This is a genomic window from Proteus hauseri, from assembly GCF_004116975.1.
Classification (GTDB): Bacteria; Pseudomonadota; Gammaproteobacteria; order Enterobacterales; family Enterobacteriaceae; genus Proteus; species Proteus hauseri.
This window is the reverse complement of the sequence record NZ_CP026364.1, coordinates 3,753,176-3,765,781: the sequence shown is the minus strand read 5'-3', so window position 1 is coordinate 3,765,781 and position 12,606 is coordinate 3,753,176. Positions and strand designations below refer to the sequence as shown.

At 38.4% G+C, this 12,606-nt stretch carries 17 protein-coding genes; 6 read left to right on the top strand and 11 right to left on the bottom strand.

What is annotated here, in order from left to right:
* Positions 1–82 precede the first annotated feature (82 nt).
* Both guaA and PH4a_RS17325 read left to right on the top strand, forming a co-directional pair.
* A complete protein-coding gene (gene guaA / locus PH4a_RS17330) occupies positions 83–1,660 on the top strand; it encodes a glutamine-hydrolyzing GMP synthase (RefSeq protein WP_129041554.1) in 1,578 nt (525 codons plus the stop codon).
* A gap of 218 nt (positions 1,661–1,878) precedes the next feature.
* Positions 1,879–3,075 carry a tyrosine-type recombinase/integrase gene (locus tag PH4a_RS17325; protein ID WP_072064175.1) on the top strand — a complete coding sequence of 399 codons (1,197 nt, stop codon included), beginning with the start codon at positions 1,879–1,881 and terminating at the stop codon, positions 3,073–3,075.
* A gap of 195 nt (positions 3,076–3,270) precedes the next feature.
* Here the strand turns inward: PH4a_RS17325 and PH4a_RS17315 are convergent, their stop codons facing one another.
* The 11 genes from PH4a_RS17315 to PH4a_RS17265 all read right to left on the bottom strand — a co-directional run bounded on the left by PH4a_RS17315 (position 3,271) and on the right by PH4a_RS17265 (position 10,473).
* Positions 3,271–3,468 (bottom strand): hypothetical protein, encoded by a 198-nt coding sequence (locus PH4a_RS17315; RefSeq protein ID WP_036936127.1) that lies wholly within the window; start codon positions 3,466–3,468, stop codon positions 3,271–3,273.
* A gap of 2 nt (positions 3,469–3,470) precedes the next feature.
* Positions 3,471–4,112, bottom strand: coding sequence for an MT-A70 family methyltransferase (locus PH4a_RS17310; RefSeq protein ID WP_129041551.1), 642 nt, complete (start codon positions 4,110–4,112; stop codon positions 3,471–3,473).
* The gene (locus tag PH4a_RS17305; RefSeq protein WP_082147372.1) at positions 4,109–4,546 is read right to left on the bottom strand and encodes a class I SAM-dependent methyltransferase; all 438 of its coding nucleotides are present in this window, start codon (positions 4,544–4,546) and stop codon (positions 4,109–4,111) included. The genes PH4a_RS17310 and PH4a_RS17305 overlap by 4 nt, the downstream gene beginning before the upstream one ends.
* 19 nt (positions 4,547–4,565) lie before the next feature.
* Positions 4,566–4,787 (bottom strand): hypothetical protein, encoded by a 222-nt coding sequence (locus PH4a_RS17300; RefSeq protein WP_072064171.1) that lies wholly within the window; start codon positions 4,785–4,787, stop codon positions 4,566–4,568.
* A 2-nt stretch (positions 4,788–4,789) separates the two neighbouring features.
* Entirely contained in the window at positions 4,790–5,425 is a 636-nt protein-coding gene (locus tag PH4a_RS17295) for an ASCH domain-containing protein (protein ID WP_072064170.1), read from the bottom strand.
* Positions 5,426–5,427: 2 nt separating this feature from the next.
* Complete coding sequence (locus tag PH4a_RS17290; protein ID WP_072064169.1) at positions 5,428–5,709, bottom strand: hypothetical protein; 282 nt, start codon at positions 5,707–5,709, stop codon at positions 5,428–5,430.
* 234 nt (positions 5,710–5,943) lie between these two features.
* On the bottom strand, positions 5,944–6,282 hold the full coding sequence (locus tag PH4a_RS17285) for a hypothetical protein (RefSeq protein ID WP_072064167.1): 339 nt from the start codon (positions 6,280–6,282) through the stop codon (positions 5,944–5,946).
* A 32-nt stretch (positions 6,283–6,314) separates the two neighbouring features.
* A complete protein-coding gene (locus PH4a_RS17280) occupies positions 6,315–6,572 on the bottom strand; it encodes a helix-turn-helix transcriptional regulator (protein WP_072064166.1) in 258 nt (85 codons plus the stop codon).
* A gap of 43 nt (positions 6,573–6,615) precedes the next feature.
* On the bottom strand, positions 6,616–7,698 hold the full coding sequence (locus tag PH4a_RS17275) for a RecT family recombinase (RefSeq protein WP_129041549.1): 1,083 nt from the start codon (positions 7,696–7,698) through the stop codon (positions 6,616–6,618).
* Positions 7,699–7,743: 45 nt separating this feature from the next.
* Positions 7,744–9,468, bottom strand: a complete 1,725-nt coding sequence (locus PH4a_RS17270) for a PD-(D/E)XK nuclease-like domain-containing protein (protein WP_129041547.1) — start codon at positions 9,466–9,468, stop codon at positions 7,744–7,746.
* Between the two features lie 396 nt (positions 9,469–9,864).
* The gene (locus PH4a_RS17265) at positions 9,865–10,473 is read right to left on the bottom strand and encodes an XRE family transcriptional regulator (RefSeq protein WP_129041545.1); all 609 of its coding nucleotides are present in this window, start codon (positions 10,471–10,473) and stop codon (positions 9,865–9,867) included.
* 134 nt (positions 10,474–10,607) lie between these two features.
* Between PH4a_RS17265 and PH4a_RS17260 the strand changes: the two genes are divergently transcribed.
* The 4 genes from PH4a_RS17260 (at position 10,608) to PH4a_RS17245 (ending at position 12,570) form a co-directional block, all read left to right on the top strand.
* The gene (locus tag PH4a_RS17260; RefSeq protein ID WP_223231915.1) at positions 10,608–10,829 is read left to right on the top strand and encodes a hypothetical protein; all 222 of its coding nucleotides are present in this window, start codon (positions 10,608–10,610) and stop codon (positions 10,827–10,829) included.
* Positions 10,830–10,969: 140 nt separating this feature from the next.
* Entirely contained in the window at positions 10,970–11,191 is a 222-nt protein-coding gene (locus tag PH4a_RS17255) for a hypothetical protein (protein WP_129041967.1), read from the top strand.
* A gap of 1 nt (position 11,192) precedes the next feature.
* Positions 11,193–12,119 (top strand): DnaT-like ssDNA-binding domain-containing protein, encoded by a 927-nt coding sequence (locus PH4a_RS17250; RefSeq protein WP_129041543.1) that lies wholly within the window; start codon positions 11,193–11,195, stop codon positions 12,117–12,119.
* Positions 12,088–12,570: a replication protein P gene (locus PH4a_RS17245; RefSeq protein ID WP_129041541.1), complete on the top strand. Its 483-nt coding sequence runs from the start codon at positions 12,088–12,090 to the stop codon at positions 12,568–12,570. The genes PH4a_RS17250 and PH4a_RS17245 overlap by 32 nt, the downstream gene beginning before the upstream one ends.
* Positions 12,571–12,606: the final 36 nt, after the last annotated feature.

Here is a 12,606-nt window from a genome sequence, read left to right as displayed (position 1 = left end):
GTATTATTGCAGCTAAAATATAGCATGCATAGTTACAAACCTTTCAACTTAATGACTTTATCTGTTTTGGAATTCACCACAAATGACAGCAAATATCCATAATCATCGCATTCTTATCCTTGATTTCGGTTCACAATATACACAGCTTATTGCTCGTCGTATTCGTGAAATCGGCGTTTATTGTGAACTCTGGGCATGGGATGTTACAGAAGAACAAATTCGTGAATTTAATCCTAATGGTATTATTCTGTCTGGTGGCCCTGAAAGTACTACAGAAGATAACAGCCCCCGTGCGCCAGAATATGTATTTAATGCAGGTATTCCTGTATTAGGTATTTGTTATGGTATGCAAACCATGTCTATGCAGTTAGGTGGTGCCGTTGAAGTTTCTGGTGAGCGTGAATTTGGTTATTCACAAGTTGAAATCCGTGAAACTTGCGAATTATTCCGTGGTATTCAAGATTCTGTTAATGAAAATGGCACACCACTGTTAGACGTATGGATGAGCCATGGTGATAAAGTTACCGCTATTCCATCAGATTTCGTTACAGTGGCAAGTACTGAAACTTGTCCATTTGCGATTATGGCAAATGAAGAAAAACGTTTTTATGGTGTTCAGTTCCACCCTGAAGTGACACACACACATCAAGGTTTAGAAATTTTAAAACGTTTTGTATTAGATATTTGTGGTTGTGATGCACTGTGGACATCGGCTGCGATTATCGAAGATACAGTGGCTCGTTTAAAAGAACAGATTGGCGACGATCACGTTATTTTAGCGCTTTCTGGTGGGGTGGATTCATCTGTTACTGCGCTGTTGTTAAATCGTGCAATTGGTAAGCGTTTAACTTGCGTATTTGTTGATAATGGCTTGTTGCGTTTAAATGAAGCAGAGCAAGTAATGGCAATGTTTAAAGGTAAATTTGACCTTAACATTATCCATGTTGAAGCTGAAAATCGTTTCTTAACTGCGCTGAAAGGCGAAAATGATCCAGAGAAAAAGCGTAAGATTATCGGTCATTCATTTATTGAAATTTTCGATGAAGAAGCGGTTAAGTTGCCACAAGTTAAATGGTTAGCACAAGGCACCATTTACCCAGATGTGATTGAATCAGCTGCATCAGCAACAGGCAAGGCTCATGTGATTAAATCACACCACAATGTGGGCGGCTTACCTGATGATATGAAATTGGGATTAGTTGAGCCATTAAAAGAGCTCTTTAAAGATGAAGTGCGTAAAATTGGTTTAGAGTTAGGCCTACCATACGATATGCTCTATCGTCATCCATTCCCAGGCCCTGGTTTAGGCGTGCGTGTATTGGGTGAAGTGAAGAAAGAGTATTGCGATTTATTGCGCCGTGCTGATGCTATTTTTATCGAAGAGCTACATAAAGCTGATTTGTATAATAAAGTTAGCCAAGCATTCACTGTATTCTTACCAGTACGTTCAGTGGGTGTAATGGGTGATGGTCGTAAATATGACTGGGTTGTTTCATTGCGCGCAGTCGAAACCGTAGATTTTATGACTGCACATTGGGCACACTTACCATACGATTTCCTTGGTAGAGTATCTAACCGCATAATTAATGAAGTGAGTGGTATTTCAAGAGTCGTTTATGATATCAGCGGAAAACCACCTGCAACGATAGAGTGGGAATAAAATACCGTTTATCAGCAATAGTTGATAAAGGTTAAAAAAACAAGAGCCATCAGTATGTTACTGGTGGCTTTTTTGTTTTCTATGGTTGGTAATGGTTGACAAGAACCGAAAAAAATGACGGTATAGGAGACGGTATCAAAATATAAATTATAAAATTAAGACACTGATACCGTCATAAATTTGCTGTCATTTGACGGTATCAGCATTGAGGTTATAGCATGCTGACCGATACAAAACTAAGAAGTTTAAAGCCACAAGACAAGCTTTATAAAGTGTCTGACAGAGATGGTTTATACGTTGCAGTGACAAAAAGTGGTGTTATTTCATTTAGATATGATTATCGTTTTAATGGAAGGAGAGAAACGGTTACTTTTGGTCGATACAGTGCTGACGGTATCACGCTTGCAGAAGCAAGAGCTGAATTAATTGAAGCAAAAAGGCTGCTAAACGCAGGCATATCGCCAGCTTCAAAGAAGCGTGACGGTATTGAGAGTAAAAAAATAGGGACGGTATTCAAAGACTATACCGTCAATTTCCTTAATGATGCTCAATATGCTGACTCTACAAGGGCCATGAAAGAAGCAATTATTGAAAAAGAAATCTATCCTGTATTCGGCAAACTTCAACTTGAAGAGATCACCACACCAAGGCTTAGAGCATTGTGTGAAAAGATAAAAGATAGGGGAGCAAAAGCGACCGCATTACAAGTGCGTGAGATTGTTGGCTCTGTTTTTACTTATGCCATAGATAGAGGTTATGAAATTACTAACCCAGCAGATGCAATAAAGGCTTCTTCCATAGGGACTTTTCAAGCGCGCGAAAGGGCAATGTCGCCGAAAGAAATCGGTATCTTATTTCGTGAACTAGAAAACTATAGTTGTTATCCAACCTTAAAATTGGCCGTTAAATTTGTCTTGCTGACATTAGTCAGAAAGTCTGAGTTTATTCACGCTACATGGGATGAAATAGACTTTAAAAATAGACAATGGGTGATCCCTAAAGGGCGAATGAAGGGGAGAAAAGAGCATGTTATTTATCTCTCTGACCAAGCAATGGATATCCTAACTGGTATGAAAGTTTGTGCGATGGGAAGCGATTACTTAATGCCTGGTCGATATGATATTAAAAAGCCACTTTCTAACGCTGCATTGAATAACGTGATTGATGGAACCGTAAAACGTATCAATGAAAAAGGTATTGAGTTCGAACCGGTTACTGTTCACGATTTACGACGCACTGCAAGCACGCTATTGCACGAAGCAGGTTATAACTCAGATTGGATAGAGAAATGTTTAGCACACGTTCAAAATGGCGTTAGAGCCGTTTACAACAAAGCTGAATATTCTGAACAGCGTAGGAAGATGTTACAAGAGTGGGCTGATATGGTGGATGAATGGATAAAAGAGAAAGATTAACGCTCGGTCATTCTTCGCCAAGTGTTTTATAAGCAAGTAGTGACGATAGGTAAAGCACACCAACAACAGGCCAGATTGTAGAGTAAAACAGTCTGGCCACAATATTTTTTATATTGTCGCTTTCGTGCTTAGACTCTGAAAACAGATACCCAGCAAGCCATAAGTACACGGCTAATAATGTGAGTAAAATAATCATTAGCCGTTTTTCCTTTTGTACTGAGCATGATCATCACCACACTCCTTGGAGCAGTAAGCGCTGTTCTCTGTTACAGGCTCTTCACGACACCAGATACAAAACCCTGTTAAGCTTTTTGCTGGTGGCTCTCTGTTTGCTAATGCGGTGTTGATTTGTAGAGCCGTTAAGTCATTAGCATCATCTGCGATATCAGGCATATTTATTCCTTACAAATAAAATGAGATTTGATAAGTTCGATACTGTTGTTAGGACATTGATTGCCCCATGCATCCCAACCTTGTGACATGTCACGAGCGAATAGCTCAATGCGACTTACATCACCGTACAACTGTTCAAGACGGTTTTTTACTTCCCACGGCTTTTCGCTATGCTCACCTAAACAACTAAATACGATTTGCTTAACGCTAGCACTAATGCGCTGTAATCCATTGCCTCGAGTAGCGATTAAAACATCTTCACTATTGGCTCTGGTGTAGTTACCTCCATTCATTTTTGTTTCAGCATCTAATAGTTCAAACAGGTCGTGATAATCAAATAACTCACTGTTTTGAATCGACTTATCAATTCGTTGCCATGCTAAAGGGTTAAACTTAACCCATGTAAAAGCTTTCATTGTGCGGACTTTAAAACCCCAAGCTTCGGCTAATTTAATAGCCTCGAGTACAAAATTACCGGTATACCACATGGCAAGAACTGCGTTATCAGATGCAATAGAATGAATAGGGATATGGGTTAAATTGAAGAGGGAAGTTGTTGGATAATGATTTTTAGCAGCACCGTTTGAGACTTTATTTTTGTAATCCCAAGGAGGATCACAATAGATAAGGTCGTATTTTTTCATTCGTTCCCTTTATAAAATGCTATCCAGTGTGTTTTATCGTTTTTCCCTACACGCTGTACTGCTGTTGGTTTTTGGTCTGTTAGTACTAAAATTTGTTTAACGGGTATTTGGGTTTCATTCCATTTGAACAGCAATGTTCCTCCAGGCCTAAGCACTCTAAATGCTTCACTAAACCCTTTACTTAAATCTTCTCTCCATGAGTCTTTATTTAATGCGCCGTATTTTTTAAACATCCAGCTATTTTTGCCAACTCTAATTAAATGAGGAGGATCAAATAGCACCTGATAAAATGAATTATCTTGGAAAGGAAGATTTTTAAAATCAGAAATAACATCAGGTGTTATATTTAAAATTCTTCCGTCACATAAAATATGTTCTTCTACTCTAATATCATTAAATAAAACACGGTCATCTTGTTTATCAAAATAAAACATACGAGAGCCACAACACATATCAAGTATCGGTTTCACTCTTAACCTCAAATTTAATATTTGAATCTTTATTTATCGATAATCTTAAACACGTCTTATCATGATAATAAGATAATAGATCCTCTTCTTTTTGTAGATCTATTGATGCTTCATTTCCCCAATATCTTAAATACCTAATTCGATACCAGCTATTACCAATTTTAATAACATCATTGGGATTTAATTGGTTTATTGATTTATCCATTATTAAATCCTTCTAAACTCAATAACCCACACCCACGGATTAGACGACCAACTTCCATCTCCATATATTTCCTCCCATAAAGTAGGGAATTGATCACTAGGGGTAAGAGCCTTATCGGGAGTTCCACCTCCACGCCCATACCAACAGCCTTCAGATTTTGCATCATCGTTACTGATATCATTCAATCGTTCAACACGAACATCAGTAATTTCTAATGTAATGCGTGAAGCCCAGCGAGGCATGTGAATAGATGGAGTCCAGCCAACCAATTCATCACTATCCCAAGATGCGCGATGAATACAATATTCTGACTTACGGAAACGTTCAGGTATCATGCTTAATTGCGAGTCTTTACATCCGTAAAACTCAACATCATCCCAAGTTCCATCGCGAGGAGCATCAGGCATCCATGTTTCACGAACCCAAAGGTGATCACCAGCTTTACCAAGGGGACATAAATTATATTTTGGAGCATCCAATACATGCGTAGTTGTGCCACTTCTTGTTTTGGTCGGTTTTTTTAGCCACATTCCATTATCTGGCATTACATTTTTAACGATGCGACGAGTTTGAGTTTTACGCCCATCTAAAATGGCACGCACCATTTCAGCATTAAAAATAATTCCGCGCTCTTTCATATTCATTCCACCTTATTAGCTGAAAATACTGGGTCAAACTCACGCTCAACTTCAAACGTGCCAAGATATTGGTCGTCAATCCATAACATGAATAACAACGGCCATTTATCTTCCCATCCGTCACAATCAGCGTGATAATATTCTGCACATGCTTCAATACATGAATCTAGGTCATCATCAGCACTGAAGTTATGATCATCTGGTAATTCATAGAGGTTTTCTTCACTAATTCCTGATGGGTCTTCGCCTTTACCGCCTGCTATATAAAACTGAACTATTGCCATTATTCATTCCTCTTCATTGCATCCCTGCGAGTTACACTTAATCACCATCTCCGCATCTTCAATGGTGTCGAATAGGCCAGCCTCATATCCACAATTAAGACATTGAATTATGAAACCATATGTATTTGATGGCTGATCATGAGATTGGATTATTTTTATTTCATCCCCGCAGTCGTGGCATTGATACTGTTTTCCTTTCATATCTATCTCCTGTTTGCATCCTTGCACTGAGTTCTAATTCCAATTAGAGATTTCTTCTTCGATTAAGTCGTCTATTTCGTCATTAGTGGCTTCTTCGTTGAGAAATAAACGTGCTTCGGTAATGTATTTCTCTCGGTTCTTGTCAAAGAACTCTGAAAATTCAGGCGACCATCCTTGCCAGCCCCCATTGAAGTCAACAATTGCATTATTCTCTGCCATATTTTGGATCATCATGTCAGCAGTAATCACGCCAGATTCACGACAAAATCCCTTTAAGTCGCGTTTTCTGTAATAAGGTGAAACCTTAGAATCACAAACACTCTTGAATCGTTGCTTCCATCTCTGAATGCAACGGCCGTGTAAACTTTTCATGGTTATATCCTTTGGTTAAACTGGTAGGGTGGTTAGGCGTTACTCACAAACTGACCTGCTTCATTGCGCTTACGTTCGGTGTAACACTTAGGTGTTTCTCTTGATTGAGAACGTTTTTTCAACCACTCATCAACTTCTTCCGCTTCCCAAGCCACACAGCGCACAGATAAGTACATACGCTTTGGAAAATCGCCTTTCTTCTCTAAGGTGCGAATAGTTGAGCGAGAAAGCCCTGTTTTTTTTAAAACATCAGGCATACGAATAGGGTTGATAGGTAATTTAATATTCATATTTAAACTCCTGTGGAGCGATACAGCCCCGCATTAAATAGGATTACTGGTATTCAGGGCGCATATCATCAAGGGTGATAGAGAAAGACTCGTATAACTCATCACCGAGTTTTCTTTTGCTTGATTTTAGTAGCTTGTCTACTTTTTCAAATGCTTCTGTGGCTTCAGGTGAGCCAGATTCAGGAAGTGAGTTGATAGAAGCTTCTAAGGCATTACGTGCATCAATGCGGTGGTATGCCTGTACTGCTTTGTTTTTTAATTCAGTAAACAGATTGATCCCCATTTCATTTTTTAAGTTCTCAATTTCTGCACGAATATTTTTAGCTTCTTCGACAGTTTGAGCATCATCGATAGCTAATCTAAAGCCTTGCGCATCGAACTTAGGTATAAACTCGCCTTGAGTCTCTTTTACCGGTTCAGCATTGATTGGCTGTTGCTGAGTGGTGATTTCATTAATGCTTACACGTTCTTTCGGTGGGGTGATGTCTTTAATCGGGCGATCTTCAAGTTCTTCTGGTGTATACACACCAAGAATAACTTCAGGGCAATAAAGGCGTGCCCAATATTTAACAGCGAGATAAGCTAACTGCTGTTTTGGGTTTGTTGACCAGAGAGGGGAATTGCGAGTAACAACACTAGATAGGTAAATTTTCTCTCCCCACGTAATTTCACTTTCACCGCGAAGAATTGCTCCAACACGTATCCATAAACCATGCTCATCTGCATCAGTCCAATCACGAACACGAAATGAATACTCTTTACCGTTTCGTTGTTTTGTAAGCTCTTTGCTTTTGGTTAGTTTTTCCCAACCAGTTTCACTATATTCATAATGAAAGCGACCTTGAATAGCCGTTGAGCTTGATACTAAGGCGTTTACTAATTGTGCCTCATACCCAAGAACACCATTAACGGTATAGGTTTTCTGAGCTACAACAAACGGGTTCATATCCCATTGCATCGCTTGCATAGCAATCGCTAAACAGTCTGAATCATTACCGCGCAAATGTTCGGGTACCGTAATTTTCCCTTTAGCCATTATTTTTGAAAACTCAATTAGGCTACTTAACTTATCTGGGTTGAATACTGCTAAGTTGTTACTCTGATCAATAGTGGCTACTTCTGACATAATATTTACTCCAAGCGTGCGCCTGATTGTTCAAGCGCAGTTTTATTAAGCGACTTCGTTTTGCAGTTCTTCTAATTTTCTCTGCTCAAAGTCAGTGATACCGATAGTGAGAGTAGTGGTGATAGGCGCTGGCCAATATCCTGTATCCATAGCTTCACGGATATCACGCAGTGTCTTTTTGTACTCAGCGCGACCCAGTTCAAGTAATTCAGGAGAGGCTTCAACGATAGCAACCCAGTGGTAATGCTCGTCTTTGTTAACGAATATCCAGAAGAACTGATCCAGCATTGCCACATCACAATACATAGCTGCACTGATGTGATAATCGCGATTAATGATTTCTCTGCGGATCATGGCTTCAATGGCATCTTGTTTAAATCGACCAAGTGCTACAGATTTGAGGTCAAAACCTAATCGGTTATTTTCTGTTTGAATTTCGATATCAGGACGAACACGAATTTCAAGACCAGTATCTTCATCAATGCCGTAGTAGCTCACTTCTGATACGCGGTTAGGGTGGTTTAATAAACTAGATGCTTCTTTGTGGTTCATAACAGCGTTACGCATGTTATTTGCCATTTCATAGTCAACGGTTTGAACATGAATTTTTGAATCATCACTAAGCCATTGGCTAATGATTTCATCTTCAAATACAGCATCAGGGTTCACTTCTTTAATAACCTGCATGAGGTCATCTTTTTTGACGGGTTTTCTAAGTGGCTCAGGTTTATTTGTTTCTGCCAAATATAATTCAGGATTGATGTGGTGGTATATCTGCTCAAGTAATGCATCTGTATTACCTGAGGTTTTCAATGGTGTTGGCAAAGTATCGTTATAGGCTTTGATACAGGCTTTCATTGCTGCACCTGTGAATTTTCCATCTTCAGGGATGGTTTTAAATTCATCGGGCAACTGCATGTATATCTGACCTAGCTCTTCGGCTTTTCCGCTGGTGGAAAGTTGCGGTGTCAGAGTGGCATTATGTTCTTCAATAATTGCTTTTAACTCATCTTGTGAGAGCTTCTTAGGCAACTTATTGTTGTATTCGTCAATCCATGACTTCATTGTTTCCGTTGTTGTAAAGGCACCTTCTGGAATAATTGGCTTAACACTGAATTCAGCATCAAACTTTTCAGGTTCCATTGTTAACGTGTGGAATGCGCTACCTAAGTCGAAACAACGCTTATTTTCACGCTCAATAACTTTTGTTACATGGCGTAACTCGTAATACATCAAACTAATACGGGCATCTTTTAGCATCGAACTACTGATACCGTTTGAACTGTGATACACCTCGTTAGGAATATCGGGATAACGACCAGGTTCAAAATAAGCAGGCTGGTCATTTTCTTCCTTTGGAATATCTTCTGTTTCCTTTGGTTGACCGTTTTGGTTATCATTGCTGGCATGAAAAATCACCTCTTCCTGAGGTACTTCCTTTTTTTCTACCTCAATTGAGGCGGTTTTTGGATTTATTAATGAGTTAAAGTGATTAACTCTATGACGAACGCTACGCATATCAGGGTTATCAATAAATGACATAATAGCGTTAACGATTTGTTCTTCACTGAGTTCACTACTGATATTAGGAACCAATGAAAGTGCAAGTAACGTGATATTAATAAAGTGGTCATATTGCTTAAACTCTTCTTTTTCAATATCACCGTTGATATGAGCTGTTAGCGCATCTACTTGTTCGCTATCAGTAATATCTTGGTTAAGTAAAAGAGCTTTTGCAATCAACACATTTAAGTGTTTAGTGTCTGACATTTTGTTTACCTACTAATTGTTCTGTTTGTAATGCGAGCTTTCTTACATAAGCCCACTCAATACCGGCTTTAAAATTGTCAAATGACTGTGACTCATTTTAGCCAGATAAGGTAAATACATGCTTACCGTCTTTGATATAAAAGATCATGACTAATCACCAAATTGGTTATGTCTGAGCGCATTAAAAAATCAGTCTCTTTTATCCATATTGTTAAAGAGCAAATTAACCGTATTGGTTAACTTATGTTTTTAATCATAACCATAAATTAACCATTGTCAACCATGAAAAATAAATAAATCACCAATGTGGTTATGTTTGTTTTTATCACTATGAAATTTAATGATTTATTAAGAGTAAAAAGAAGCCAAGATATGACTTCTTTTTAATGGAGAGGGTTAGTCGTGGGAGATAGGCTGGTTTTTATTAATGATAAATTCAATGAAGTTTTCAATAGCAGCTTGTTCGCTGGCGGGAAGTTTTGAATAGGCTCTTCTATCATAGTTAATAGTGCCTTTATCATTTTTAGGGATCAGTAATTCATAGGCTTGGCGACCCATTGCTTTTGCAATGGCATCAATGCTTTCAGCAGTGGCGCTGGCTTCACAATTAATAATGCGGTTAACCGTTGATTGTGCAAGCCCTGAATCGACAGAAAGCTTAACTCTTGATTTTATTCCATCGTTTAACATAAATGTTGTGATGTTATCTGAGAGTATCTTGCCAATTTCAGTCGGAATATATTCATCTTTTTCTGACTCTGCATGACCTTCTTTTAAATGGTCTACATCCATCCAATATTTACTAATTCTAGTCACATATTCAATTTTACGTGACATTGGATCGGTCAGTTCACGATGACTTTTTAAATCTTTTGGTGATAGGTAACGAGAGATCATACTTGGTGCTACACCTAACGCATCAGCCAGTAATTTTTGTTTGCCGTTATAGTAGCGTTCAATAATATAAATCAGGTTATCTTTTCTAATTTCAGCAATGCTTTTCATTTCTCCAAGTCCTTTGGTGTCTATTCTTTATACAAATTTGATTAAGTTATGGTGTATTAAACAAACAAATAACCCTTTTGGTAAAGTACCTAAACGGTTACTATTATTTATTGGTTAATCAAATTGGTGAAATTATGGAAGTTTTCGACTTTAAAAAATTTTGGAATAGCTTAACGATTAAGCAAAGAGAAGCATTTTCTCAAAGAACGGGGTATAGCCAATTGTATCTATCACATCAGCTACGCTATGCAAAACGTAAGCCTTCACTAAGTAAACTCAATAAGTTATATGATATTTGTATTGAATTCGGTGCAGATACAACCAGAGAGCAATTAATCAATTTCTTTATTCGATAACAATTCAAAGGCTGTTTATAGATAAGGATCACTTCGGTGGTCCTTAATTTTTATTGATAACCAATAAGTCTTTTTAGGTTGATCTATTTTAAAATAATGGATAATCTTATTGCTAACTAATCATAGAAAAAGAGGTGATGATGAAAATTGTGACTAGAAAGCAAGCCATTGAAAATGGTCTAAGTCGTTTCTATACGGGAAAATTATGTAGACATGGTCATGATTCTGAGCGTTTTACCAGTAATGGTGTTTGTGTTGAATGTTCCGCAATTAATTCATCCAACTACAGAAAAGAAGTCAGCCGATTATTAAAGATGGCTCGTAATAAAAATATTGCTTATGAAGACAATATCAGGGGGTGATATGGCCCGTATCAGGACTATTAAGCCAACATTTTGGACTGATGAGGATATGGCTGAAATATCTGAGTCAGCGTGTTTATTGGCGATAGGGCTATTAAATTACGCTGACGATGAAGGCTATTTCAATGCTAATCCGAAGCTAATAAAAGCGGCTGTTTTTCCAATACGTGAAACCTCCCGTAGTATTCCGGTACTACTACAGGAGCTTTCCAACTGTGGCTATATCAGCTTATTTTCTGCTCAAAATGGGAAGCACTTTGGATTAATAAATAACTTCACAAAACATCAAGTCGTAAACAAGAAAACGCCAAGTAAAATCAAAGAGATGAACCTACTACCGTATGACTACGGTAGTGATACGGTAGGACTACCTTTAGGAAAGGAAGGGAAAGGAAGTATTAAAACAACTCTCTGTAACGCGCGCGAAGGAAATTTGCCTGATGTGGATAATGCCATTTTAAATGACAGAGTTCCTGCTGGTGGTTTTAGCGTTGACGGTAAATTTGTGATGTTTGATGAATGGGAACCTGATAGCGATTTTTTACGTAAATCTGCTTTTTGGGGACATGCACTAACAGAGCCAGTTAAACCAACTGAACTTGCCGAATTTATTACGTACTGGAAAGCCGAGGGGAAAGCTAAACATCACGAACAGTGGGAAATGGCATTGGCAAAAAGTATTAAATTTCAACGCTCAAAAAATAACGAGGTGAGAAATGGGTCAAGTCAGAGCAATAAAACCAGTAACCAATTCGCTGGAAAATCAAAACCAATGCAAGAATTCTTACAGCACGTCAACGATAAATACGGACCCGATGCTGTTACCGCTTTGGTGGAAAATGATCGAGCTGTATGGGGACAAGTGGAGCAAGAAGAACGGGACGGAACCATCATTGATGTGGAAACGAGCACTGAGCGGATTGAATAGCGATCAATTTGATTTGATATTTAAATTCTGCATTGAGCGTTGTAGCAATGGTAATCCGTGGCCACCAGAGTTATCTGATGTTATTTCAATGCTTTCTGACAAGTTGGTAGACGCTAATGCTTTTGGAATTCCATTTGATGAAATGCTTAGAGATTTCAATAAATACCTATCCAGACGGTGTAATTATCATAGTGCTGAGATGTACCCATTTAGACATCCGGTACAGTATTGGATCTTCACTGACCTTAGGCAAAAGGTATACGACCTTAGGTTGACAGAAGCGGAGGTTGAGAAGCGATTAAATAAAATGATCCGTATGTGGTCTGAGCGAGTACAACGAGGAGAGGTAATACCTAAACCCACGTTAAGACTTGAAGATAAAACCAGACCGAGACCTGCATGGATGGATTTATTAGAAAATGCTGAAAAACGTAAACATAAATCGGCATGAGGTTTATTGGATATCAAAATTCTTAGCGTAATAAAC